Genomic DNA, 26409 nt, shown 5'->3' on the forward strand with positions numbered 1-26409 from the left:
AAAACACGATCTGCTGTCCGGCGGCGGGGGCGAAGCAGTGAACGCAGGGCGGGGTCAGTTGAGCCCGCCAATGTGCCAGGCCTTCACTTCCAGAAATTCATCGAGCCCGTATTTGGAGCCTTCGCGCCCCGTGCCCGATTGCTTCATGCCACCGAACGGCGCGACTTCCATGGAAATGATTCCGGTGTTCAGGCCCACCATGCCGAACTCCAGACGCTCGCCCACGCGCCAGGCGCGCCGCATGTCCTGCGTGAAGTAATAAGCACCCAGCCCATAAGGCGTGGCGTTGGCCAACGCCAGCGCCTGGGCTTCATCCTTGAAGCGGAAGAGCGGGGCGACCGGGCCGAAGGTTTCTTCGCTGGCCAGCAGCATGTCCGCGCTGGCATCGCGCAGCACGGTCGGCTGGACGTATAGGCCGTCGCCTTGCGGCGCGCCGCCGACGACGATACTCGCGCCTTTCTCCAGCGCGTCATCGATGTGGCGGGCGACTTTATCCACTGCCGCGGCGTTGATCAGCGGGCCGATGGTGACGCCGTTCTGCAGACCGTCACCGACTTTCAGCTCGGCGACCGCAGCGCTGAGGCGCTCGGCGAAACGGTCATAGATGCCATCCTGCACCAGGATGCGGTTGGCACAGACGCAGGTCTGCCCGGCGTTGCGGAATTTGCTCTGCATGACGCCTGCAATGGCCAGGTCCAGATCGGCATCGTCGAACACAATGAAGGGCGCGTTGCCGCCCAGCTCAAGGCTCAGGCGCTTGATGGTTGCGGCACACTGGCTCATCAGCAGTTGACCCACGCGAGTCGATCCGGTGAATGACAACTTGCGCACCGCAGGGTTGGCGGTCATCTCGCCGCCCACGCCGGCCGGCAGACCGGTCAGCACGTTGAAGACACCGGCCGGAATGCCTGCGCGCTCGGCCAGGACAGCAAGGGCGAGCGCGGACAGCGGCGTCATTTCCGACGGCTTGACCAGCACCGGGCAACCCGCCGCCAATGCCGGGGCGCATTTTCGGGTGATCATGGCGTTCGGGAAATTCCAGGGCGTGATGGCGGCCACGACGCCGATGGGCTGTTTGAGCACCAGAATGCGCCGATCGGCAGTGGGCGCTGGAATCGTGTCGCCGTAGATACGCCGCGCTTCTTCGGCAAACCATTTGACGAAGCTGGCGCCATAGGCAATCTCGCCACGGGATTCGGCCAGCGGCTTGCCCTGTTCGGCGGTCATGATCAGGGCCAGGTCTTCCTGGTTGTCCATGATCAACTTGAACCACACCTCAAGGTAACGCGCACGCTCTGCGGCGGGCACCTCGCGCCAACTGGCGAAGCGCGCCTCGGCCGCTTCGATGGCGCGGCGAGTCTCCTGTGCCTGCAAGGCGGGAACGCGTGCGATGACGCTGCCGTCCGCCGGGTTGGTCACATCGAGGGTCGCGCCGTCATCGGCCTCGATCCACGCGCCATTGACGTAGGCACGTTCGACGAGAAGGGAAGGGTCACGCAGCTGGTTTTTCAACATGATCAGGGCCTTGAGGGTACGAAGGATGGACTCATTGTAAAAACCCGCGCCCAGCGGCCGATGCCGAGATCAAGGGTTGGGCGGGTGATTGATGCTGAATTGCGAGGATTGACGGCAGGCTGTGCTGGGGTGTTTTTGATCGTCCCCACGCTCTGCGCGGGGATGCTCCCCCGGACGCGCCGCGTCCCCGGCGTGACGCGGAGCGTCACAGGCGGCATTCCCACGCGGAGCGTGGGAACGATCAGAAGTAAAGCCAGCCAATCACCCCTGCTTGTTGCGCCCTGCGATCACCACCAGGATCAGCGATGCCAGAATCAGGATGGAGCTGATGGCAGCGATCGTCGGGTCGATTTCGTCGCGCAGGGCAGTGAACATGCGCTTGGTCAGGGTCTGGTTATCGCCACCGGAAATGAACAGCGCGACCACTGTCTCATCCAGCGACGTGATGAACGCGAACAGGGTGGCCGACACCACACTGGGCTTGATCTGCGGGAGCGTCACGGCCATGAACGCGCGAAAGCGGTTCATCCCGAGACTGCGCGCGACCATCTCCTGAGACATGTCGAAATTACGCAGCCCGGCCAGTAACGCGATGATCACGTACGGCAGCGCCAGCATGATGTGCGCCAGCACAAGACCGGTCATCGTGCTGATCAAACCCACCCGCGCATAGACGAAAAACACTCCGGCCGCGATCAGGATGATCGGCACCATCATCGGCAACAGCAGAACGATCTGCAGCGTGCGCACCACCTTCAGGCTCGAATTGTTGATCGCGTAGGCGGCGGCCATGCCGATCGGCAGGCTGATCACCATGGTGAAGAACGCAGTGATCAGGCTGACCTTGGCCGCCGACATCCACTCCACGCTGTTGAAGAACGCCTCGTACCAGTGAAACGACCACTGCTTGGGCGGGAACTGCAGAAAGCGCGCTTCGGAGAACGACATCGGCACCACGATCAGCACCGGGATGATCAGGTACAGCAGAATCACCGCCACCAGCAGCGTGAACAGCACGCGGGACAGACGCAGGTGGCGCAGGTTGGCAAGCAGGTTCATCAGCGTGCTCCCAGAATGCGTTCGATGGGGATAAAGCGATTGATGCCCCAGAAAATCAGGAACACCACGAACAGCAACACCAGACCGACCGCACTGGCCGCGCCCCAGGCGTGATAGAGCTCGACGTTGCGTTGCACCAGCATCGATACCAGAATCGTGCGCCCGCCACCCAGCAATTCAGGGGTGATGAAAAAGCCCAGGCAGATCACGAACACCAGAATGGAACCGGCCATGATGCCCGGCGCAGCCATCGGCAGGAACACGCGGCGGAAGGTATAAAACGGCTTGGCGCCCAGGCTTTCCGAGGCCTGCATCAGATCCTGCGGGATCTTTTTCATCACCGAATACAGCGGCAGGACCATGAACGGCAGCATCACATGCAACGTGCCGATCACGGTGCCGGTGGTGTTGTGCATCAGGTTCAGCGGCTGGTCGATGATGCCCAGGTCCATCAGCGTCTGATTGACCAGACCACGACGTTGCAGCAGCACCAGCCAGGCGTAGGAACGCACCAGCACGCTGGTCCAGAACGGCAGGATGACGCAGATCAACACCAGATTGGCCCAGAACCCGTGCAGCCGCGACGCCGCGTAAGCGATGGGAAAGCCCATGACGATCGACAGAATCGTCACCAGAAAACTGATCTTGAACGTCAGCGCGAAGGTGTCCCAATAAATGGACTCCTGAAAGATGCGCAGGTAGTTGGCCAGTGAAAAGCCGTCTTCGGTCTGCACCGACTGAAACGCCAGCCAGCACAGCGGCATGATCAGCAGCACCACCACCATCACCAGCGCCGGGGCGAGCAGCAACAGCATCGAGGCATGCTCCTTGCGCTCCTCGCGCACCAATGCCTGTTCATCGGTCATCGGTGGCGGATACTGATCGCTGGAGTCGGGCAGGGATTTGGCAAGATAAGCGTTGGACATTGGAGCCTCCCATTACTTTTTCTGAACGAAGGACAGCCAGCGCTCTTCGGCTTTGACGCCTGCGTCCGAGGCCCACCATTGCGCGGACAAAAGGGCCTGACGCGAAATATTCTGCGGCGAAGATGGCAGACGGGCTTCACGTTCGGCAGGAATCACGCCGGTCTTGAACGCCTCTGGATTGAGCGGGCCGTAATCGATGATCATCGGCAGCGCGGCCTGCAACTTCGCATCGATGGCTTCGTTGACGAACTTCATGGCGGCGGTCTTGTGCGGGGTGCCCTTGAGCACGCACAGCGAATTGGTTTCCAGCACGCCCTGGTTGTAATCGAAAGCGACCGGCGCGCCTGCCGCCTGCACCGCGCTGATGCGGCCGTTCCACGCCTGAATCATGTCGACTTCGCCGTCGCTGATCAGCTGCGCCGACTGACCGCCCGAGGTCCACCAGGTGGCGATGTCCGGTTTGATCTGCTCCAGTTTCTTGAAGGCGCGGTCGACGTCCAGCGGGTACAGCTTGTCTGCCGGCACACCGTCGGCGAGCAGCGCGATTTCCAGCGTCGGACGCGGCAGGTTACGCAGCGAGCGCTGGCCGGGGTACTTTTTGGTGTCCCAGAAATCCGCCCAGGTCTTCGGCACGTGATCGCCTTTGAACGCATCGGTGCGGTAAGCCAGCACGGTGGAGTAACTGATGTAGCCGACGCTGTACTCATCTTTCAATTCGGCGGGCAATTGCGCGGCGTTGGGCACCAGCGCCGGATCGAGCTTCTCGAACAGGCCTTCCTGCTGACCACGCACGCAGTCGCCGGTCGGCAGGTCCACCACATCCCAGGTGACCTTGCCGCTTTCCACCTGGGTCTTGATGATCGGGTAAGCCTTGGGCGAGCTGTCCTGTTTGAGCGTCAGCCCCAGTTTTTTCGCCGCCGGTTCAAGGATCGCCTTGCTCTGCGCTTCCTGATAAGCCCCTCCCTGAGACACGAACGTGATGTCCTCGGCGAAGGCCTGCTGGGTGCCACCGATCAAAAGCGCCAGACTCGCCAGCTTCAAAGCGTTGCAGGGTTTGCTCATGAAAAGACTCCGGATGGTGGGCAGATTTATCAAGCGAGCGGGAGGTTTTGTTGTCGGTCGCTCTGCGGGACCATGCAGCCCTAATGTACTGTCTTGTCCATGAATGAAGCGGGCATAAATGCCCCCTCGAAAAGTGCTTTATTGCGAATTAGTGAACGCGAACGGCATGTCCTGCGTTTCGCTTCCTGTCCATTTCGTGACCCGCGCAACCGACTCCCGCGCGCGGCGCCTGAACCAAAACTGAACAGCTTTCTCGATGGGACAAGAAAACCTTTGGTTACCTGAACTTATCTGCCTTTTCCCCCTCTCATGCCGGTAGCCATTGATCGCGGCAGCCTGATAAGCTCGCGGCTTTACTCGTTTGCCCTATTGGCGCATGAACAAGGAAACAGGATGAAACAGCATCGGTTGGCAGCGGCGATTGCCCTGGTCGGTCTGGTACTCGCGGGCTGCGACAAGCAAGCCAGCACCGTTGAGCTGAAAACCCCGGCACAGAAAGCCTCTTATGGCATCGGCCTGAACATGGGCAAGAGCCTGGCTCAGGAAGGTATGGACGATCTGGATTCCAAAGCCGTAGCGCTGGGTATCGAAGACGCCGTCGGCAAGAAAGAGCAGAAACTCAAAGACGAAGAGCTGGTAGCAGCCTTCGGCGAACTGCAGAAGCGCGCTGAAGAGCGCATGGCCAAGATGAGCGAAGAGTCGGCCGCGGCCGGCAAGAAGTTCCTCGAAGAAAACGGCAAGCGCAAGGAAGTCACCACCACCGCTTCCGGCCTGCAGTACGAAATCATCAAGAAAGCCGACGGCCCTGTGCCCAAGCCGACTGATGTCGTGACCGTTCACTACGAAGGCAAGCTGACTGACGGCAAGGTGTTCGACAGTTCGGTCGAGCGCGGCAGCCCGATTGACCTGCCGGTCAGCGGCGTGATTCCAGGTTGGGTTGAAGGTCTGCAGCTGATGCATGTCGGCGAGAAGATCAAGCTCTACATCCCGAGCGAACTGGCTTACGGCGCGCAGAGCCCAAGCCCGATGATTCCAGCCAACTCGGTGCTGGTATTCGACCTCGAACTGCTGGGCATCAAAGACCCTGCTGCAGGCGCCAATGACCCTGCCGCAGGCGCGGACGAAGAAGAGACTGCACCGGCAGACGAACCTGCCAAGCCTGCAGCCAAGAAGTAATCGACACCTCGATTGCCGCTTGAACAAATGCCCCGTCCCAGACGGGGCATTTTTGTTTTTGCCGAAAAAGATCGAACCTGACCCGGTAAGGGCAGTCCCAATACCGTCAGTGGACAGGCGAAAGCGGGGATTTGTCGGGGCTTCGATCAAGCCTGATACCGCCTGTGGCTAGCCCCGTGAAGTCTCTGAGTCAATGATTATTTGCGTTTATGTGTGTGAGTAAAAAACGCGCGATTTAAGCCAGAGCCCTATAAAACGGGCGTTTCGGCGCCGTAACCGGGCTCTGTTCACAAGGTTATCCACAATTTGTGTGGATAACCTTGGGTGCCTGTCAGCGAGTGCTCGACAAGCAGGGCGTTTCATCAGAAGCGGTTGACCGATTGGTCGATTTTTATCGATATCGCTGGAGTGAACATGAAAGCACCCTGGAATCTGATTCGTTACCTGCCCATGGCGAAAAGGCTCATGGCGGCAGGTCGGTTGCCGGCATTGCTGTTTGCAGTTGCCGGCAAGGCGGCCAGCGAAGGCAACCGGTTAGGCAAGCTCAAGGAGGATCTGAAGCTGCTCCAGGCGCTGTGCCTGGCTTACTGGCGTGGGGAATACCGGGCGATCAGCGGCAAGGCGATCCTGTCAGTGGTCGCCGGGCTCATGTATTTCCTCAGCCCGCTGGATGCGATTCCGGACTGGATACCGGGACTTGGCATGCTCGACGACATCGCCGTGCTTGCCTGGGTGATGAAAAACCTGGAAGCGGAGCTCACCGCGTTTCGTGCATGGCGCGACCGGCAGACCCCGGAAAAACTGGCGGTGGTGGAGCGCTTGCCTGCCACGCCAAAGATGCTCGAGCAGGAAAAGAAGGACTGAAACCGTTCTGAGTCGCGAGCAGAGGGCGATGCCATCGGCGTTGCCGCCTCGCTGGAAATCCCGCCTGATTGCGGCAAATGGCCGTTATCCCCCTGAAAAACGTCGCTCCTGAGAAAACTGTGTCGACTGAGCGTACGCAGGCGGGGGCTTTGCGCTGTTAAGATGCCTTATACGAAGAAAAAGACTACACGAAGCATCTTTTTGTCCTACAGGGGGTGGTATGGATCTTCAGGTTATTTCTCGCGAGGGAAAGCCCGAGTATGCGGTGTTGCCGTGGGCGCAGTATCAGGCGCTGTTGAAGGCCGCCGGGATATCCGACTCACCGCAGGCGCCGTCGGCTGCTCAGCCTGGCGGTCCGGCCGCTTCCGATGACTTTCCTTCGTTCGATCAGGTGGGTGTGCTGCGCCGGACCAAAGGTCTGGAACTGGCCCGACTGGCCCGGGCGGTGGGCATTAGTCCGTCCTACCTGGAGTTGATTGAAAATGGCAGCCGCGAGCCTGACGCCGCTATCCGACGAAGCCTGGCGTGGGAGCTGGGGGTGTCGGGTTGGCGGGGTGAATCATGAGCGTGCGCATCAGCCGTCAGCACTGGGAGGGGCTTATCGCTGAGCTTGACCTGGCGCGCCGGCAACGGCATCTGGTGACCTACCGTGCACTGTTGGAGCGGCTGCAGCTGCCCAGCCCTGCGATGCAGACGCTGACGGCCGCGCTCGAACATCTGGCGGCGCTGGACGCCCGCGCCGAACAACCGCTGCGCAGCTCGCTGGTGATCAGCCAGGGCGCCAGCCGACTGCCCCGCACCGGCTTCTTCGAATGCGCTGAACGCTTGGGTCGCTTTTCAGGCCCTTCCGACGGCGTCGCAGCCGCCTCCTGGCACGCCGCTGAAGTCGTGCGCGTGTTCGAATTCGTCTATCCGGAGCCGGCAAAACCCGAGCCGTAAAAAGCGCGCCAACTGTCATTCGGGTGGAAAGTGAGCTGGGCTCACGCACGCTGATTTCCAGACGCTGCATCTGCGCAGCATTAACCAGCTTCCTCCCGGCTGAAGCCGGTCCTACAAGCGCCGGGAGTTTTTCGTAGGACCGGCTTCAGCCGGGAAGGCGTCGGGTGTCGCGGGTTCTCCCACACTGTCGGCGCGTATTTCGCCTTTGTCGTGACCAGGCGCTCATTCGGGCGGCTGCGATCAGCTTGCGGAAATCGCCTGGTTCAACGCTGCCATGACGTCGGCCTCAAGGGTGTCGATGACGTGGATACTGGCGCCGACGACGTCCTTGGCGTGGTGCTTGGCCTGTGATGCCAGTTCCGCCAGCTGGCTGGCGTCGAGGGTGCTGCAGACCTGCGCGTGCAGGTGCACGACCCCGATCGACAGCGACAGCAGCGCAAATTCCTGGCGCTGGCCCTGACGGTTGAGGGCGATGAAACAGCCCGCTTCCAGATGCTCGGCGCGATAGAAGCGCCGACACTGATTCTGGAAATCCTCGAGCAGCAGGTTCAGCCGTTTGCGCCAGTCTTCCGAGCTCAGCACCATCAGGAAATCATCGCCACCAATGTGCCCGACGAAGTCACGGCTCGGGTCGATACGGTCGTTCAGGCACTGCGCCAGGCACAGCAGAACTTCGTCCCCGCGCCCGTAACCGTAGAGGTCGTTGAAGGGTTTGAAGCTGTCGATATCCACGTAGCAGATCATCGACTCGCGGCCTTGTTGCAGCAGACGGGTCAGGCACTGCTGGATCGGGACGTTGCCGGGCAGCAGGGTCAGCGGATTGGCGTAGCGCGCCTGCTGAATCTTGAGTTCGGTGATCAGCTTGAGCACATCGATCACCCGACCCAATCCCAGATAGACGCCGTTGTGCATGATGATGAAGTCTTCTTCGATCCGCTGTCGGGCGCGGCTGGTGATCAGCCGACTGACCTGCTGCAGCGACTGACTCAGCTCCACGGCGAGAAAGTCATCGCTCATCAGCCGGCTGATGGGCTTGCGCGCATACAGCTCAGTGGCGAATGGCTGCAACAGCACGTCCGAGAGCGAATGACGATGCACGATGCCGATCGGTTGTTGCTGTTCGTCCAGCACGGCCAGCGAGTTCAGATTGGCCTGTTTACGGAAAGCTTCCAGCACCGTTGCGGTCGGGGTGGTCTGGATCACTGCGGGCAGTTCGTTGAGCAGCGCAGTGAGGTCGCTGCCTTCTTCAGCGAGCGTTGCCGCCGCAGGATCAATCTTTGGCAGCAGGGCGCGCGCGTCGCGGGGCGGCGTCTCCTGCGGGCGACACAGCAGATACCCTTGAACCAGCTCGACGCCCATGTCGATCAACACCGACAGCTCTTCCTGCAGCTCGATGCCCTCAGCGATCACCAGCGCCCTTGAGGCCTTCGCGATCTGGAGCATGGAGCCGACGAACTCACGCTTGACCGCGTCCTGATGAATGCCATCGATGAAGTGCCGGTCGATCTTCACGTAATCCGGTCGCAGCTCCGACCACAGACGAAGGCTGGAATAGCCGGCGCCCAGATCGTCCAGGGCGATGGAAAAGCCCATGTCGCGATAGTGATGAAGCGCGTTGTACAGCAGGCCGAAATCATCCGTGGGCGTCTGTTCGGTGAGTTCGATCACCACCTGATTCGGCGGAATGCCGTAGCGCTGCAGCAGCTGCAATGTCCGGCCGGGCGGGTGCGAGGCTTCAAGCAGCGACTCGGGCGAAATGTTCAGGAACAGCTTTCCCTCGAGTTTCTGCTGGCTGAAGCGCCGACATGCCGATTCACGACAAGCCAGTTCCAGTTCGCTCAGGCGGCCCGCCTGTCGCGCCACGGCGAACAGGCTGACAGGGGAGTGCAGCGCGCTGTTGGATGGGCCGCGGGTCAGGGCTTCGTAGCCCAGGATACGGCGATCCGATAGCGACACAATCGGTTGGAACAGGCTGTGCAAGTCGCTGTGAGTCAGAATTGAACTCAGTGCGCTCAGCTGTTCAGTTACGGTCATGGCAATCTCGGGGCAAGAAAAAGGGGCTTGGCACTGTGGCGCCAAGCCCCGCTATTTCACGACAGATTCATGACTATTTGATGACGATTTGCCATCATCTATCGTCTTTCATGAGCCCTGACGATTCACTTCTTTGCCACAGAACCGCTCAAGCCCAGGTAGTCGATGAGGATCCGTCCGGTTTCGGAGAGGTACGCGTCGTCTTCCGGTTTGGTCTTGTCGTCGTCCACCGGCAGCGCGTCTTCGTCTTCCTTCTTCAATTCCTTGAGCGGCTCTTCGCCCTTGGCCTTGCGACGGGTGTTTTCCATCACCAGCTGCTTGTTCTCGACATCGGCGTGCTCGCTGCGACGCTCGGCCTCGTTCAGGCTGACGGTCTTCTCGCTCATCAATTGCTTGGCCAGCGCCAGCTTCTGCTCGACGAACACGAATTCGGCGTCTTTGGCCGAACGCACGTCGTGGCGCGACTGCAGCTGTGCCAGGAACGGCTTGAACGGGTCCACTGCCGGCTTGATCGCAGGCTTGATGGTGTCGTAGGTCATCGCCTCAGGCAGCGCGCTTTCGCCGATTTCCTTGGTGTCGATGATCGACGGGTAAGCGATGTCAGGCAGCACGCCCTGGTGCTGGGTGCTCTGACCCGAGACCCGGTAGAACTTGGCAAGCGTCAGTTTCAGCTCGCCGTGGTTCAGCGGCTGAATGGTCTGCACGGTGCCTTTGCCGAAGGTCTGGCCACCGATGATCAATGCGCGGTGATAGTCCTGCATGGCGCCGGCGAAAATCTCCGAAGCCGAGGCGGACAGGCGATTGACCAACAGCGCCATCGGCCCTTTGTAGAACGCGCCGCTGTTTTCGTCTTCCAGCACGTCGACCTTGCCGTCGGCGTTGCGTACCAGCACGGTCGGGCCTTTGTCGATGAACAGGCTGGTCAGTTCGGTCGCTTCCTGCAACGAGCCGCCACCGTTATTGCGCAGGTCGATGACCACGCCGTCGACTTTCTCGGACTGCAATTCAGTCAGCAGCTTCTTCACGTCGCGCGTGGTGCTCTTGTACTCAGGATCGCCGGCACGATAGGCCTTGAAGTCGAGGTAGAAAGCGGGGATCTCGATCACGCCCAGTTTGTAGTCCTTGCCGTCCTGATTCAGGTGCAGCACGGACTTCTTGGCGGCCTGTTCTTCAAGCTTCACCGCCTCGCGGGTGATCGACACGATCTTGGTGGTCTGATCGTTCGGCGCGTTGCTGGCCGGGATGATTTCCAGGCGCACCACCGAGCCCTTCGGACCACGGATCAGCTTGACCACTTCGTCCAGGCGCCAGCCGATCACGTCGACCATTTCTTTGTCGCCCTGAGCCACGCCGATGATCTTGTCGGCGGTGGCCACTTGCTTGGTCTTGGCGGCAGGGCCGGCCGGCACCAGGCGCACGATCTTGACGTTGTCGTTGTCGCTTTGCAGGACCGCGCCGATGCCTTCCAGCGACAGACTCATGTTGATGTCGAAGTTTTCCGCACTGTCAGGTGACAGGTAGTTGGTGTGCGGATCGTAGGACATCGCGAAGGTGTTGAGGTACGCCTGGAAGATGTCCTCGCTGCGTGTCTGACCCAGCCGCGCGAGCTGGTTCTTGTAGCGCTTGGTCAGGGTTTCCTGAATCTTGGCCGGGTCTTTACCGGCGATCTTCAGGCGCAACACCTCGTCCTTGACGCGCTTGCGCCACAGGTCGTCGAGTTCGGCTTCGTTCTTGGGCCAAGGCGCGTCCTTGCGATCCACCAGCAAGGTTTCCTTGGTGTTCAGATCAATTTTATCGACGCCTTTGTCCAGCTGGGCCAGCGCGAAGTCCAGACGTGATTTGATTCGGTCCAGGTAGCGCTTGTAGATAGTGAATCCCGGATTCAGATCGCCGCTCTTGAGAAAGTCGTCGAACTGGAAGCGCCATTTATCGAACTCGGCGATGTCGCTGGCCAGAAAGTAACTGCGCGCAGGATCGAGGAGTTTGAGATAGCTCTGATAGATGATTTCCGAACGCTTGTCGTCCAGCGGCGGCTTGCTGTAGTGGTGGCGCTTGAGCAGCTCCACGACATTCAGGCTGGCGATGACTTCATCGCGATCAGGTTGAAGATTATCCCAGCTGTTGGCTGCGAAAGTGCTGGCCGACATGGGCAGTGCGGTCAGACCGAGGAGTAATGCAAGGGTGGTGCTGGGCAAAAATTGCTTCATGCTGATTCGACGCGGGGACAATTGATAACGCATAGTAGGCCGTCTTTGAGGTCGCCGGTTCCGCCCCGGACAGAGGGGAACCCGGTCGCATAATGCAAGAAAGCCCGAGTGCCAGGAGGCACATCGGACTCAGTCCAGACTCACTATGGAGGCACCGTGAAAGCATTGCAAGGCGTTGAAGGTCATGTGGAATGGGTTGAACAGCCATCACCGACGCTCGATGTAGGGCAAGTTCGCATCAGGGTCGCGGCGGCGGGGCTCAACCGAGCCGATTTGTTGCAACGTGCGGGGCTGTATCCGCCACCGCCCGGCGTCACGGAAATCCTTGGGATGGAGTGCTCCGGCGTCATCGCCGAAGTGGGTTCCGGTACCTCCTGGTCGGTCGGAGACCGCGTCTGTGCGCTGGTTGCGGGCGGGGCGATGGCCGAAGAAGTGGTCGTCGACGCACGGCATGTTTTACCGGTACCAGAGGGCGTGTCGCTGCATGAAGCGGCGGGCATTCCGGAAGTCTATGCGACGGCCTGGCTGAACCTGTTCCAGCTGGCGGGTCTGAAGCCCGGCGAAAAAGTGTTGTTGCATGCCGGAGCAAGTGGAGTTGGTTCAGCTGCCATTCAGCTGTGCAAGGCGTTCGGCAACCCTTGCTGGGTGAGTGTCGGTTCGGCGGACCGTCTGAAATATTGCGAAGACCTCGGCGCGCAGGGGGGCGTGGTTCGTACCGAGAGCCTGGATGGCCTGAGCGACTTCGCGCCGTTCAACGTCGTCCTCGACCCGGTCGGCGCCAACTATGCCACGCTGAATCTCAAGGTGCTGGGCACCGACGGGCGTCTGGTGCTGATCGGTCTGATGGGGGGCCGCAAGGCAGAACTGGATTTCGCCCAAGTGCTGGGCAAACGCATCCAGATTCTTGGCTCCACCCTGCGCAGCCGCGACGATCAGTTCAAGGCCGACCTGCTCGCCGATCTGGGCCAGCACGTCTGGCCGCTGTTCACCGAGGGCCGCCTCAAGCCGCAACTGGCTCGCAGTTTCCCGATCAGCGAGGCCGAAGAAGCCTACGCCGAGCTGGCCACCAATCAGGTCTCGGGCAAGGTGGTGCTGGTGATCGACGAAGCGCTGGTGTGATCACTATTACGCACTGGTCGCAGGGTTGATTGACACGCCGCCGGATCCGACCGGCGGTGACCGGAACTGTCATTTCTGACAGTAGCCAAGCCCGCTGTAATGGTTCTCAATGAAGACCTGTTGCGCTGTCAAAGCCGCTGTGCCGGCCGACAGCGTTTCCACGGACAGGGATGGGAACCACATGACCAAGGATCGGACAGCTACGTCCTCGTGGCGAAACGGTGACACCGCACATTTCAGTCTGATGGTGCCGCAGGTTCCGGCGATCATCGATCCCAATGATCCGCAGGGCCTGGTGCTCACTGGAACGCAGCTCGATGACCTTGTTGTTCTGATCCCGCTCTGGCCCAGCTACGCGGGGCGGGATGAGTGGGACACCGTGACGCTGTTCTGGAGCGGTGCTGCCTCCGGCGATCCCGTGGCGACCCAACGATTCGATGGGCCGGTGGATACGGCGCTGTTTCCATTCGCCATGGCGGTGGACAAGAATCTCCTGCAGCCTGACGGTGTGTATGAGGTCTGGTATGTGGTTACCGGTAGCAATAATACCAGCGTGTCTTCCGAGCGTCGCACCGTCACGATCGACACCCGTCCTCCCAGTTACGATCAGCAGTTGCTTGCGCTGTTGCTGCCTGCCGATCTGCCCGGTGGCGTCATCGATGAAGCGTATCTGACCAATCACAACGATGAGGTCGAACTGAGGCTGCCCAGTCCTGTGTACCTGGATGCTGAAGCCGGTGACACCGTCGATCTCTACTGGTCGCAGGACAACCCGCCCACCTCTGATGTTGTGGCCAGCAAGACAGTGACGCAGGCTGAAATAGGTGCCGGCGACATTCGTATCGTGCTACCTGGCAGCGTCATCCGTGCACCTGACCGGGACGGAGATTTCTACGCGACCTACAAGGTGCGCGACCGTGCCGGTAACGAAACCCAGACTTTTTCCCGCGAGACCGCCGCAACGGTAACGCTCAAGCCTTTGCCGGGGGGCGATCTGCCTGAGCCTCGGTTCCCGGATGCCACGCTCGACGGTTATATCCATTGTGCGCACGAGCCCTGGAACGGCATCCGGGTAAGGATCGAGTTCGTGCGTAATCTGTTTGAGTACCAGGACAAGATCACGCTGCACTGGCAGGGCTATCGCACGTTAAATGGCAATGACCCCATTGCCGGAACCGAGGGGACTTTTTCCCGCGAGATCAGTGCGCAGAACGTCATAGACGATTATCTGGACATCCTCGTGGAGCCTTTCATCCCGCACATTGAACCCATCATCGAGGGGTCAGCCGTGGCGAGTTATCGCCTGACGAAAGTGAGCGGCCAGTCGGGCGGTTCCTACGAGGGACTGGTGAAGATCAATCGGCAATTGCCGGGCGGTGAGATCTGCGGGCCCGTTGCGTCACTGCCACCACGCGTTACGTCTGCTGGGAGCGGATGCGAATTTTGTCGTAGGAGCTGTAGTTTTCTCGCGCGCCTGTTTCGAGCGTGGGGGCGTGGCAGTAGATAGATCCACAAGCAGGGAATCAGGACTCGCCGGGCTCGAGCGGCGAGCGTCAACTCAGGGAGAAATGGCATGAGCAGCAAATCATCGAAAAAGTTCGACCTTCTCAGGTTCGCATTGGCAGGCGCTATCAGCCGGGAGAAAAAACGCCTGACACTGAATGAAGGTGTTCTGGACTTGTTGTCAGCGCCGGTGCCACCGGACTGGTGGAATGGCGATGTGCAGTTCGCAGGGCTGGTTCCCAGAGAGGACCAGGAAAAAGACATGGAGATCCGAATTGACGGGTGGCCTGAATATGCCGAGTCGGGTGATAGCGACATCCTGCAGTTTCAGTGGAAGCCAGCCGCCTCCAGTGATTGGCAGGACGCGCAAGGGCCCATTACTGTTCCAGGGGCCAACCACCCAGGAGACTTTCCGATTGCCTTGAATCTGGCGAGCTCCAACTTTGCTGTCGAAGGCCGGTTCGAGCTGCGTTATTTCGTAGATCTGTGGAATTCGACGAGGACCTATTCTGAGGTCTCGACCTTTATCATCGACAAGACCCCGCCTAATGCCAATCAGTCACCCAATAAACTCACGTTTTCCGATGTCTCGATCGGTTCGGACGGTATCACCGGCGAATATCTGGCCGCCAATGACGGGGTGGAAATCATCATTGCGCCCTATGGCGACAAACAGACGGGTGATTCTCTGGAACTCTATGTGCATAACGAGAACACACTGCCGACGGACCCCGTGTTCACCAGCGAGCTGGGTCCCAGCGAGCCAGATAAAACCGTGAAGATGCAAGTGCCTGCAACAGCCTTCGATAACCTGAAGGACGGGACGATATTTCTGTACTACCGGCTGGTGGACAAGGTTGGTAACCGTGGCGCTACCTCGGATAATGCGCAAACAGGGCTTTTCATCAAGCCGCTACCTGTCGCGCCGCTGGACGCGCCGTTGGTGCCGCGCATTGACGACGACGGGGTTTTGAATCTGGATGACGTGCTGCTGGGGGACAACCTGGTCGAGATTCCCCTTTATGAGAATTGGCTGGAAGGGGACCAGCTCATCCTGACGTGGGGCACGTCACCAACCCCGGTGTTCCATGAGATGACCAGCGCGCAGGACCCCATCATCCTCAACGTCCCCTACACCACCATATTGGCGCCCGCCTATGGTGCAGGGCCTGGCGAGGTTGCCACGCCGATCAGTTATGACGTGAGGCGCGGCAATCGGACGTTCGGCTCGGATACCACGACCATCGCTGTCGACTTTTTCGTGCCCGGCCCGGTCAACCCTGATCGACCCAGACCGATCAATCCAAACCTGCCACGGGTCACGGTACGCGGGACCGGCCCGAACCCGGCCGATAACCTGCTGAACGCCGATGATGCAGACCTTCCAGTCGACGTGACGTTTGACCTGTACGACCCCATCGGAACCGGAGAGCGAATTATTCTCTATTGGCACTCGCTGGATCATCCCGTCGGGACTTTCAACCCTGTGACGGGCGCGCCAGGCAGTCCATATACATTGACGGTGCAGTGGGACGACATCAAGGACCTGCCCAGCAGTACCGAAGTGGCGGTTTTCTACACCGTGGGTCTTGCCGATGACAGCGGCAATGTCGAGTCGTGCGTTCCCACGCTGGTAGACGTGTCGGCGGCGCTGCCGATCATCCTGGCCGCGCCAGAGTTTCCGGATGCGGTCGAGTTGCCCAGCGGTGAACTTATCCTCAACTGCGACTCCTTCATTGGCGCCGACCAGCACGTGACGGTCAACGTGCCGGGCAACGCTCCACTGCTCAAGGGCGGGGAGACGCTGACATTCAGTTGGCAACCCTATAGCGACAGCGTGGGTACCGTGCCGGAAGGAGCCCCTATCGTGCATAATAAAACGATCACAGCGGACGAGGCGATCGAGGGATTCGTTGAGCTATTCGCGCCGTTCGACACGCATGTGTTTCCTGCGGGCCGAAACGGTTCGGTGAAGCTGACGTACACCTCGGATACTGTTCCCCCGATGGAGGGGTCGCTGTTGATTCGCTGTTCGTCGGTGAATGCGGGAGGGACGTGCCCGCCGAACTCTATCCGCTCGGCGGGAGGTAAATGCCCGCCGATCTTCGTCCGCTCGGCCCGTCCTGTATTGGGCAAAATTTGAGGTAGCAAGGCGCTATCAGGCCTGGGCAAGACTGCATAGTTGCGGTCTTGCCTTTTTTCGCGGTCGGATTTAAAGACGAGAGGTAATAATTAATTATCGTAGGATGCTACGCTCAAAACGTTAGGAAGAATCCTACATAGCTGCAAATTTGAAGAAGGTAGTCTTCGCGCCCTCATCCTACGGCGCTTCTAAGCAGTTCCGCGGGAATGGCGTTTATTCCATGGAGCTGACATGAACTCATCCCGTCCTTTGTTTTTCCGCTATTTCAAACCCTCGACTTTCATCTCGCTCGCGCTTTGCATCAGCGCCGCTGCCCAGGGTCGTGTCCTGCTGCCGGGCGAGTCCGTCACCGTCAGCTCAGGTGACACGCCAGAGAGCTGGAGCATGGCCACAGGGGCGACCCTGAACGTCAATGCAGGTGGCCAGATTCTGGATGTGGGAGGCAGCGGGGCCAGCACGCTCAATCTCAACGCCGGGAGTTCTGCGGGCCTGATCGTTCTGGATGCGGGCTCGGTGGCAAACATCATCGGCGCGACGATCGCGTCAACCAACACCGCCCCTGCCTTTACAGCGAACGGCACGCTGGCGACGTTGACCAACTCTTCGGTGACCGGCGCAGGCATCGGCATTTCCGGCGTCCAAGTGGCAGGCGGCCCCGGGAATACCTTCCTCATTAATGGGGGGAGCGTCACGGGCGTCACGGGTGGGATGCGGCTATCCGTTGGCAGCAGCCTGGATGCGACCGGTACAGCCATTCAGGGCACCGGCGCCAACAGTTTTGGGATTCAGGCATTCAATTCGAACATGACCCTGCGCAACAGCACGGTGAGCGGCGGGCTCAACGGCATCAGCTACCGGGGCAGCACCGGCGCCTCGGGAACGGTCGAACTCGTGGGCACTCATGTCGAAGGCGCGAGCGGCGCCGCCATCCAGATATCAGGGCAGGGCGCGGCCGTTACGGCGAATCTCAACCTGCTCAACGGCACCACGCTCACCGGCGGCAATGGCAACGCGCTGGAGGTGACCAACAACGCTACCGCCACCGTGACGGTGCAAGCCAGTGACTTGCAAGGCAATATCGATATTTCCGATGACAGCACCGCTGACCTGACTTTCGATCAGGGCAACCTGGCCGGCAATATTTCTGCCGATGGCAGCAGTACCGGCAGTTTGACGATGAATAACGGCTCGACGCTGATCGGCAATGTGTCAGGCGTGCATGACATCAGCCTCAGCGCCAGCAGGATGACGGGCGATATCACCAGCGACGGCACCGGTGTCGTCTTGCTGGAGAATGATTCGGTCTTCACCGGCAATCTGATCGATGTCGATCAGTTGACCGTGGGCGATCCTTCGATCTGGAACATGACCGCGTCGAACAGCATTAACACGTTGGTGATGGACACCGGCACGGTGAAGTTCGGTGCCGCCAGCGAGTTCTATCAACTGAACGTCGGCACGCTGTCGGGTACTGGCACCTTTGTCATGGATGTCGACTACGCCACGAACCAGCATGACACCCTTGTGGTGAGTGGTTCTGCGACGGGCAGCCATACCTTGCAGATCGCAGGATCCGGCGTCGACCCGGCTTCACCGCAGCCCTTGACCGTCGTGCAGACCGGGGGCGGCAATGCGACCTTTGCCCTGGCGGGCGATCGCGCGGTGGACGTGGGGACTTATTCCTACCAACTGGCGTCGACGAGCAACGGCGCGGGCGGGACCGACTGGTTTCTCGATCCGAGGACAGCGACGATCAGTCCTGGCACGCGCTCGGTGCTGGCGCTGTTCAACACCGCACCGACGGTGTGGTATGGCGAGCTGACCTCCCTGCGCAGCCGGATGGGTGAATTGCGATTCAATGGTGGAAAAGCCGGTGGCTGGGTGCGCTCTTATGGCAACAAATACAACGTCGATGAAGCATCCGGTGTGGGTTATCAGCAGACGCAGCATGGCCTGTCGCTGGGTGCCGATGCGCCGCTGCCGATGGGTGACGGTCAATGGCTGATCGGTGTGCTCGCCGGCCACAGCACTTCTGATCTGGACATCAGCCGTGGCACCTCAGGCACCGTGAAAAGCTATTACGTGGGCGCCTACACCACCTGGCTGGATCAGGCCAGCGGTTACTATTTCGACGGCGTGCTCAAGCTCAACCGCTTTCGCAACGATTCGAAAGTCAGCATGAGCGATGGCACACGTGCCAAGGGCGATTATGACAACGACGGCCTGGGCGGTTCGGTGGAGTTCGGACGCCACGTCAAACTGGACGACGGTTACTTCGTCGAGCCCTTCACTCAATGGGCTGCCGTGGTGATTCAGGGCAAAGATTATGGCCTGGACAACGGCATGCAAGCGCAAGGGGACCGTACCCGCTCGCTGCTGGGCAAAGTGGGCGTGACCGCAGGGCGCAACTTTGCGATGGCGGGCGGCAGTGTCGTGCAGCCGTATGTGCGGGTGGCGGGGGTGCACGAGTTCGCGAAGAACAACGAAGTTCAGGTCAACAACAACGTGTTCAACAACGACTTGTCCGGCTCGCGCGGTGAGTTGGGTGCCGGTGTTGCCGTGGCATTCTCGGACAGCCTGCAGTTACATGCTGACTTCGACTATTCGAATGGCGAGCACATTGAACAGCCATTCGGGGCGAATGTGGGGTTGCGGTATAGCTGGTGATTCTGACTATCGGGAGAGCTCCCTCAAGCTCTCCCGATTCACTCATATGGCCAGAACGCCGCAGTAGCTGCCAGGTAGCGTGACGGTTCCTCTTCCTTCCTCACCTGTGACCACGTTTTTGGTGTAGTTCTGTAAAAATCCGGCACCATCGGTTGACCAGTATGGAAAGTTCCCCATAGGAAATGTACTCCCGTATAGGCTGTAAATACTACGAAGCTGGCCCATATTCATCAGATGTAATCCGAGGGCTGCGGCCTGTCGGTTCGCATCTTTGTAATCACGCTTGCCAATTCCGTGCACCAACGTCACATTTGAAACCGTCACGGTATAAGAGCCTCGACGGCCCTGCTGGTCCTGCACCGTAATAGTAGCTGTACCGTTCGACACCGAGATGATGAAACCGGTGTTATCGACTAATACTTTTGACGTGTCACTCGACGAATAACTGTAGGGCGCCACCCCGCTGGAAGGGTTCCTGCGATACGTAGTCCCCGCTGGCCAATTTAGGGGAACGTGGCCTGGATAGTCTGCCAGCCCCCAAAATGCTCCATTCAGCGACACGGGCGATGTATCCAGCACGAAATCCGGTATCGGCGATACCACGTTGAAGCTGCGAGTCGGCGATGAAGGATTGTCGCCATATTTCCCGACAGCCTTGATGCTGTGGGAACCGATGGGCACTCCCACGGAGCGACTCCACGCGCCGTTACCGCCCGCTGTTTCCGTGCCTTTGGACACGTTATTGTCGAAGACCTCTACCTGCTCGTTGGCCACAGCCGTGCCCGACACCGTTACCGTCGTGTCGGTTATGTTACTTCCCTGACCAACCTCCCCTCGGGAGTCGCGTACGCTGAGCGTGGGCGCCGTGGCAGCTTGAACGTTTAATGCCCACGCTGAAGACACCGGACTATTCGCATAAAGCGCTCTGGCGGTCAGACTATGCGCGCCGACCGACAGGCCACTCACCGACCGCGACCAGTCGCCACTGCTGTTCACGCTGGCAGTGCCTTTGGACGCGCCGCCGTCGAACACCTCTACGGATTGACCGATCGAGGCCTTGCCCGAGGCGGTGACCGTATTGGCGTAGGTCGAGCCGCCATTGGTCACGGGGTTGCCCTGTGGATCCTCGACCCTGGTGATGGTCGGGGTGACGACGGCGGTGATGGTGAACTTGCGCTTCGGTGATTCCGGATGGCTTGCGTAGTCGGCCTTGGCCATCATGGCATGCACTGCCACGCTCAACCCCTTCAGCTCCAGCGTCCATTGTCCGCCCGCATCAGCCCTGGCTTTGCCTTTGGAATCTGCGCCGTCGAAAATTTCCACCTCCAGATTCGCGCTGGCACTGCCCGTCAGCACCACCGTGGTGTCCACGGTAAAGCCGTCGGGTGGGATTTCAACGGTGTTGGAGTCTTTGACGCTGTTGATTGTCGGCGTGACCGCCTGCGTCACAATAATCGTCCACTCCGTCGATTCAGGCTGCGTCCCATATAGCGCCTTGGCTTTGAATGCATGCGAGGCGACCGTCAAATCTGACAGCGTCATCGACCAGGCACCTGCACCGTTTGTACGCGCCGTGCCTTTGGAGTCTTTGCCTTCAAACAGTTCGATCTGCTGATCGGGGCTGCCTTGGCCAGACAACGTGATACTGGTTTCGACCGTGCTGCCGCCGTTGCTGATCGGGCCGTTGGAGCCGACCGCCTGAGTGATCGTCGGCGTCAGGTTGGCGACCACTTCAAACCGACGGGGCTGCGAGATCAGGCCGCTGCCATCCAGCGCGTGGGCCGTAAGGCTGTAGTTTTTGATCTTTAACCCCGACAGATCGATGTTCCATGCGCCGCTGCCATTTGCACGGGTGCTGGTCAGAGGCGTCTTGTCGTCGAGAATCTCGAGCTCAGCCTCAAGGGTCGACGTGCCGGTGAGGGCGACCGAGGTATCAAACGTGATTGCGCCTTCGTTGACCTCGCCCTTGCTGTCCTTGACGCTGATGATCTGCGGACTGACCCAGTCATGGTGCAACTTGAAGGTGTACGTTGTGACGGGAAACTGCACGGCCGTGCTTTCACTGGCCGTGCCATCGAAGGCAACGTTGCAGATCACTGTCAGGCGAGTGTCCTGGCCAAGCTTTTCCAATTCAGTGCGCGGCAGGGTGACCGACAGGCCGTCAGAGGCTTGAGCGCTGGTGAGTTCGGCTCCGTCCAGCAGCGTGATTGCATAGAGGCCGCCGCTGCTGCCTTCTCCTTCAAGCCGCAACCAGACTCGCTGGCCCGAAGCACTGAAGGGCCATTTGGCGACGGTGGTGGTGGCGTTGCCGGCGAACGTCGCCAGGTTTAGCGTCATCGTCTGGCTGTTTGCCTGCGTAATGACCGGGTGTGGCAGGTCCTTGTCTGGGTTGCCGAAGGGCAGTATGGGCAATCGCAATAGATCGGACGGCTTCTCAGCGGTGTAGCGTTTGACGCGATAGGACACGCTGACTTCCCGGCCAATATTCGCCCCGACCACCTGCGCAGGGATCGAGAAGTTGACCAGCCCGCTGTCACTCCCACTCGCTTCCTGATCGGCCGGAGAGCCAACTCCCGGACTGCCTAGCCAGATCTGCGTGATGTCGTCTTGTTCCTCCATGCTGGCGTAACTGACTTGAACCGTGACGCCGTTCAGAGCGTCCATTGGGTCGAGGGGCTTGTCCTTGCCCGCTTCGAGGACGACAGGCGCGGGGAGTTCGCCGATCAGCTTGCCGATCACCAGGTTCAGTGTTGCCGAGTACTCGAACAGGCCGGTGGCGCCGCGCTTGAGTGTGTACAGCACCCTCACTTCGTCATTGATGTTGGGCTCGATCAGTGATCGAGGAATGGTGAAGTCGACCGGTTTGCCTGCAATGATCACGGTGATGGGGATCCAGGCGCTGCCGCTGCCCGTCCCCGGTTGACCCAGCCAATACCAGGTCAGCGTATCGCCATTGACCGTGCCGGCGTAGTTGACCCGTAGCGTGACATTCCCGGGGTTCACCTCGGGATCAAGCACCCCGTCCGGTGCTTCAACGATGATCGGCGCCGGTAATTGACTCACGTATTGGCCGACCTTGACGAACAGGTGCTCCGACACCCGCACATCAAAGATCTGCCAGGCATCGTTGGAGACCCGATAATTGACGTCGACTGTGCCGTTTTCGAGCAAGGCGATGTGTTCACCCGCCACAGGGATATAAACGACGTCGCCTACCTCGTTGTCGGACACCATTTGTTGGGCTTCATAGAGATAGGGCGCGCCGTCAACGCGGGTGCCCATCCAGACCAGATCGATCAGATCACCGTTGGCCATGCGGTCGTAAACCGGGATCTCTACATGAGCGCGTTCTGCATGCGGGTCGAGCACATCGCCAATCAGTTCCAGAATCCGTGGTATCTGCAGGGGCGCCACTCCGGTAATTTTCACGTTTGCCCGTTTCGATGACTGCGGCGGGTCACCGTTGGCTTTGGTCAGGACATAAGACGCCTGAGCAGTCCCGTTGATAAGCTGGCGCACGAGTGCATTGGGCACGCTGGTGTCATAGATTGCCGGAATGTTCGTAATGGTGACCGATTGGTTGTACGTCAGCGGGGCGCCTGCCTCCGTGGTGCCGAGCCATGTCATGGTCACGGTATCGTCGCGCTCGAACGGGTCTTCGGTGACAGGGATCTTGACCGTTACGGCCATGCTGCCCAGATTGCCCAAGTCGATCTCGCCATTGATTGCCTCCTGAATGATCGGAGCCGACAGCTTCCAGGCGCCGGCATCTACTGGCACGAAGGTCTGCAGTGACCATTGCTCGGAGAAATTCCAGACCTCGTCGTACACCTGATAGTGCACAAGCAGATTCGTGGAGTCGCCTGCCGCGAGTATCGCCTCCTGGTTAACGTCAATGACGATGGGGGCAGTGCCCGCAGCCTGCTCTTCGGTGATTACCCCGAAGAGCGGCACCACGCCCCACCGCAGCTCGACCGTGTCGCGAGCGGCCCGGCCCGGGTACGCAGCAATGGTCACCGGGATGCCATTCTTGGCCCACTGGGCATCAACGCCGTTATCAATAACGTCCTGCGGCAGTTGCGGCGCCGCGAGTTCCGAGTGGCCGGGCAGATGTGGATCACTGTCCAAGCCGGCCGGGCGGTCGAGTTTGACCCGCAGGCGCAATGGCACGGATTCATCGGGCACGGTCGACCCGGTACGGATCAGGCTGTAGAGCACTTTTTCAGCCCAGTCGGGCTTGATCGGATCAGTTGGCAGATAAAAATACATGCGTTTGTCGATGTCGGCGTCGATAACGTCGCGCCCGCCCACGGGCACGCCGTCCCAATGGATGTCGACACGGTCGCCCACCTGCATGTCCTGCCAGGGGTCGACGGCGGCGAGCACACCGTTTGGGTTGTCTTCGACGATGCTGATGTTGACCCCGCCGTCACCGTCTTTAACGGGTGTGACCAGACCGCTGATCATCACCGGGCGCAGCGCGAGTGTTGAGTGGTCGTGGCCCAGTGGGGGGAAAAGGGTGCGTGAATAGCGTTTCATGGTGAACGTCCTTGTTGAGCGGGCACGGAGGCGTCAATGGTTAGCGGTGCGGGAGCTCTCATAGCGTTGGCCCCGACGTGATGAAGGCGCGCCGGGTGCCAGTTGGTCTGCGGGGTCATAGGTAAAAATCGTGCCATCCAGCGCTGCCAGATTCATCGCGACGACTGGCAGGAACCGTTGAGTCTGCTGGAAATAGTCGTTCTGAATGAATTGCTCGTGGGGCAGGCCGCCGCTGCCTGACTGGTAGAACAGTGCTTCGAGTGGCAGTTGGTCAGGAATGCTCTGCGGCCAGGCCGCAAGTATGAGTTCGTTCCAGTCTGAGCGATTGGGGAATTCACGCCGTACCTCCAGGCTCAACTGAAATTGTGCTGCGCGGGATCCTTCAAATGCACACCCCCTGCCGGGGTTAGCCGCGTATCGCGCCATCCATGCAGCTACGCTGTCGATCCCCAGTGCTTCGCATGCGCCGAGAAACGTGCAGGGGTCGGGGCTGCCACTTGTACCCGCGTCATACGGGTAGGCGCATCGGACGGTGGCCGAATGGACAACTGGTGCCGCCGATTCCTTAAAAATAAAGCCAAACGGGCGGCTATACACGAGCTGATTGATGACGAGGCCTTGACGAGCATAGGAAAAAGAAACGCCGTTATTTCTGATCGAGCCCGGGCTGGGATCCCAGGCATGGAAGGCGCTCGTCGCTTCGGTGGAGCGGAACAACACTCCATTGCAGTAATACGCTGGCTGTCCACCTGGGCATTCAGCACGCGTGTCGGCATAACGGGCGTTCAGCCTCGCGGCAACCTGGTAACCCACGTAAAGCTGGTCCTGAAGGTTGAACCCGAACACCTTGCCGGACGTGTCGTTCAGGTTCAGGCGCACCACCGATAGCCATTGTCCGGTAGCAGTGAAAAAATCACGTTGGTCTGCTTGAGCTGCCGCCAGTGCTCCGGTCTGGCTCGTGTCGTAGAACAACGCTTGCACCGGCACGTTCGATGGACTCGAGGCGTCCCAGTTTTTAACCTGGACCTGATTGGCGCTGGACGACCATTCGCTGCCCAGGCCTTCATGTGCGGTAAGGCTGATAGCGAACTGGATCGGGTCAAGCGCGTCCAGTGAACACTGCTCCTCCACCTGATTGCCGGTCTGTTGAAAGTGAGCCAGCCAAGACTGAGTGTCGATGACTCCCAGCCCGACACAGGAACCGGTCTTGGTCGAAGATTGCCGAGCGCCGGCGGGCAGGGCACAGCCGAAGTCGGCATGACTGCTTAGCTGCGCGGCGAAAGGGTAGGCACAAAGCACCTCTAGCGACTTGCCGTCGCCCACTGCGGTGAAAAGATCAGTGAATACGGCGCCATTGGCGGTGGGGGTATCGCGGATGCTCAGATCGCGACGCAGGTAAATCAGGCCCTCGGCCCCAAGCGCCGTGGCTGCGCTGTCATGCTCCCAGAACAACTGCCTGGGCGCTTGCGACTGAAGCTGCGTTCTAACCAACACGCCGCTGCAGTACCAGGCGGGTTTGTTGGCTGCGCAGGTCTGGGTGGTGGTCTGGTAGCGGTTATTGAGCAGTTGAGCGGTTTCCGGGCCGGTGATGGCCTGAGCGTTGAGACAGATCAATAACAGCGTCGCGGCACAGCTGGATATCAAGGTCTTCATGACGTTTTCGCCTCCTGGCGGATGTAGCTGAGGGCTGCGCGGACCGTTGCGATCCGCGCGAGGTGCTGAGCAGCTATCAATTGCTTAGCTGCCAGCTTCTTAACGCGGCGAGCTGTGCTGCATCCGACGCCACGCCAACGGCCTGATGACGCAGTGAGCCCTCGGCGCTGCTGGCGTTCTCATTCACATCCGGGCCGCTGAGGTTGTAAGTGCTGTACGTGCCAGCACCGACGCTGTCGGCAGTCCAGAACGGGTAGTCGAGCCAGCCCAGGTACGTGGTTACCGGCATGTCGTCGGCGTACTGCGTCCACAACGCTTTGCACTGCGCCAGCGTGATGGGACTGAGTCCCGCCGCATCACAGACCGCTTGCATGCCCGCCCAATCGGCGTTGCCGGTCAGGAAGTGGACCACTGCGATGCCGCTGATGGTCAGCGAGAACTGACGGGTCGCACCGGTGCTGTCGGTTGAGGTGATGTCGCAAGTGCCATTGGCTCTGGCTGTCACCTCACCCGCGCCATCTACGCTCGCGACTGTTTCGTCGCTGCTGCTGTAGGTGTAGGGCGCGACACCCCAACTCGCCGTCCGGGTCATGTGGACAAAATCCGGGAGCACCGAGGGCGGTTTCGGTTGCGCCACAATGTAGCTTCTGGCTGACAGATCCAGCGTTGCACTGGCCTCGAATCCGCCACTGATGGTCAGGACCAGGTTTTCCGATGGCTGCTCCTCCTGTTCTCCTGCCGGGACGACGCCATACCAAACGGCGACGGATGTCTCGGCGTATGGCATGAATTCAGATGCGGCAATCTTGAAGTCAAAGCCTGTCCCCGGACCGTTTCGATTGACCATGATGTAGTCGATCAACTTGCTGCCGACATAGAGGTTGACCCGGTCCAGGTACTTCAACGCTCCCGGTGGAACATGGGCAACGATGGGTCTATCCGGATCGGTGCCAGGGTCAAGGAAGCCGTTCTGCGCTTCCTCGACCATGGGTTGGCTCCACTC

At 60.0% G+C, this 26409-nt stretch carries 17 protein-coding genes; 8 read left to right on the forward strand and 9 right to left on the reverse strand.

The window, feature by feature from the left end; genetic code table 11:
- Window positions 1–54: 54 nt before the first annotated feature.
- The 4 genes from BMZ10_RS15110 to BMZ10_RS15125 all read right to left on the reverse strand — a co-directional run bounded on the left by BMZ10_RS15110 (window position 55) and on the right by BMZ10_RS15125 (window position 4562).
- Complete coding sequence (locus BMZ10_RS15110) at window positions 55–1515, reverse strand: NAD-dependent succinate-semialdehyde dehydrogenase (RefSeq protein ID WP_093463706.1); 1461 nt, start codon at window positions 1513–1515, stop codon at window positions 55–57.
- 261 nt (window positions 1516–1776) lie between these two features.
- The gene (locus BMZ10_RS15115) at window positions 1777–2574 is read right to left on the reverse strand and encodes an ABC transporter permease (protein WP_093463709.1); all 798 of its coding nucleotides are present in this window, start codon (window positions 2572–2574) and stop codon (window positions 1777–1779) included.
- Window positions 2574–3500, reverse strand: coding sequence for an ABC transporter permease (locus BMZ10_RS15120; RefSeq protein WP_093463712.1), 927 nt, complete (start codon window positions 3498–3500; stop codon window positions 2574–2576). The genes BMZ10_RS15115 and BMZ10_RS15120 overlap by 1 nt, the downstream gene beginning before the upstream one ends.
- A gap of 12 nt (window positions 3501–3512) precedes the next feature.
- The gene (locus BMZ10_RS15125; protein ID WP_093463715.1) at window positions 3513–4562 is read right to left on the reverse strand and encodes an ABC transporter substrate-binding protein; all 1050 of its coding nucleotides are present in this window, start codon (window positions 4560–4562) and stop codon (window positions 3513–3515) included.
- Between the two features lie 393 nt (window positions 4563–4955).
- On the opposite strand from BMZ10_RS15125, the gene BMZ10_RS15130 reads away from it, so the two are divergent.
- The 4 genes from BMZ10_RS15130 to BMZ10_RS15145 all read left to right on the forward strand — a co-directional run bounded on the left by BMZ10_RS15130 (window position 4956) and on the right by BMZ10_RS15145 (window position 7541).
- Entirely contained in the window at window positions 4956–5738 is a 783-nt protein-coding gene (locus tag BMZ10_RS15130; RefSeq protein ID WP_093463718.1) for a BamJ family beta-barrel-assembly machinery protein, read from the forward strand.
- A gap of 414 nt (window positions 5739–6152) precedes the next feature.
- Window positions 6153–6602, forward strand: coding sequence for a YkvA family protein (locus BMZ10_RS15135; RefSeq protein ID WP_093463721.1), 450 nt, complete (start codon window positions 6153–6155; stop codon window positions 6600–6602).
- Window positions 6603–6822: 220 nt separating this feature from the next.
- Window positions 6823–7167, forward strand: a complete 345-nt coding sequence (locus BMZ10_RS15140) for a helix-turn-helix domain-containing protein (protein WP_093463724.1) — start codon at window positions 6823–6825, stop codon at window positions 7165–7167.
- Window positions 7164–7541, forward strand: coding sequence for a hypothetical protein (locus BMZ10_RS15145; protein WP_093463727.1), 378 nt, complete (start codon window positions 7164–7166; stop codon window positions 7539–7541). Before BMZ10_RS15140 ends, BMZ10_RS15145 begins: the two co-directional genes overlap by 4 nt.
- A gap of 240 nt (window positions 7542–7781) precedes the next feature.
- On the opposite strand, the gene BMZ10_RS15150 is transcribed toward BMZ10_RS15145, so the two are convergent.
- A complete protein-coding gene (locus BMZ10_RS15150; RefSeq protein ID WP_093463730.1) occupies window positions 7782–9575 on the reverse strand; it encodes a bifunctional diguanylate cyclase/phosphodiesterase in 1794 nt (597 codons plus the stop codon).
- A 125-nt stretch (window positions 9576–9700) separates the two neighbouring features.
- Window positions 9701–11782 (reverse strand): carboxy terminal-processing peptidase, encoded by a 2082-nt coding sequence (locus tag BMZ10_RS15155; protein ID WP_177182131.1) that lies wholly within the window; start codon window positions 11780–11782, stop codon window positions 9701–9703.
- A gap of 156 nt (window positions 11783–11938) precedes the next feature.
- Between BMZ10_RS15155 and BMZ10_RS15160 the strand changes: the two genes are divergently transcribed.
- The 4 genes from BMZ10_RS15160 (at window position 11939) to BMZ10_RS15175 (ending at window position 19214) form a co-directional block, all read left to right on the forward strand.
- Complete coding sequence (locus BMZ10_RS15160; RefSeq protein WP_093463736.1) at window positions 11939–12901, forward strand: zinc-binding dehydrogenase; 963 nt, start codon at window positions 11939–11941, stop codon at window positions 12899–12901.
- A 181-nt stretch (window positions 12902–13082) separates the two neighbouring features.
- On the forward strand, window positions 13083–14408 hold the full coding sequence (locus BMZ10_RS15165; protein ID WP_093463739.1) for a hypothetical protein: 1326 nt from the start codon (window positions 13083–13085) through the stop codon (window positions 14406–14408).
- 66 nt (window positions 14409–14474) lie between these two features.
- Window positions 14475–16547 (forward strand): hypothetical protein, encoded by a 2073-nt coding sequence (locus tag BMZ10_RS15170; protein ID WP_093463742.1) that lies wholly within the window; start codon window positions 14475–14477, stop codon window positions 16545–16547.
- A 231-nt stretch (window positions 16548–16778) separates the two neighbouring features.
- Window positions 16779–19214, forward strand: coding sequence for an autotransporter outer membrane beta-barrel domain-containing protein (locus BMZ10_RS15175; RefSeq protein ID WP_256214507.1), 2436 nt, complete (start codon window positions 16779–16781; stop codon window positions 19212–19214).
- A gap of 42 nt (window positions 19215–19256) precedes the next feature.
- Here BMZ10_RS15175 and BMZ10_RS15180 read toward each other — a convergent pair whose 3' ends face one another.
- The 3 genes from BMZ10_RS15180 to BMZ10_RS15190 all read right to left on the reverse strand — a co-directional run bounded on the left by BMZ10_RS15180 (window position 19257) and on the right by BMZ10_RS15190 (window position 26394).
- Window positions 19257–23753 (reverse strand): Ig-like domain-containing protein, encoded by a 4497-nt coding sequence (locus BMZ10_RS15180; RefSeq protein WP_093463745.1) that lies wholly within the window; start codon window positions 23751–23753, stop codon window positions 19257–19259.
- Between the two features lie 33 nt (window positions 23754–23786).
- A complete protein-coding gene (locus tag BMZ10_RS15185; protein WP_093463748.1) occupies window positions 23787–25406 on the reverse strand; it encodes a hypothetical protein in 1620 nt (539 codons plus the stop codon).
- A 76-nt stretch (window positions 25407–25482) separates the two neighbouring features.
- The gene (locus BMZ10_RS15190) at window positions 25483–26394 is read right to left on the reverse strand and encodes an Ig-like domain-containing protein (RefSeq protein WP_093463751.1); all 912 of its coding nucleotides are present in this window, start codon (window positions 26392–26394) and stop codon (window positions 25483–25485) included.
- Between the last annotated feature and the right edge of the window lie 15 nt (window positions 26395–26409).

The organism is Pseudomonas sp. NFR16 (genome assembly GCF_900108875.1).
Taxonomy (GTDB): Bacteria; Pseudomonadota; Gammaproteobacteria; order Pseudomonadales; family Pseudomonadaceae; genus Aquipseudomonas.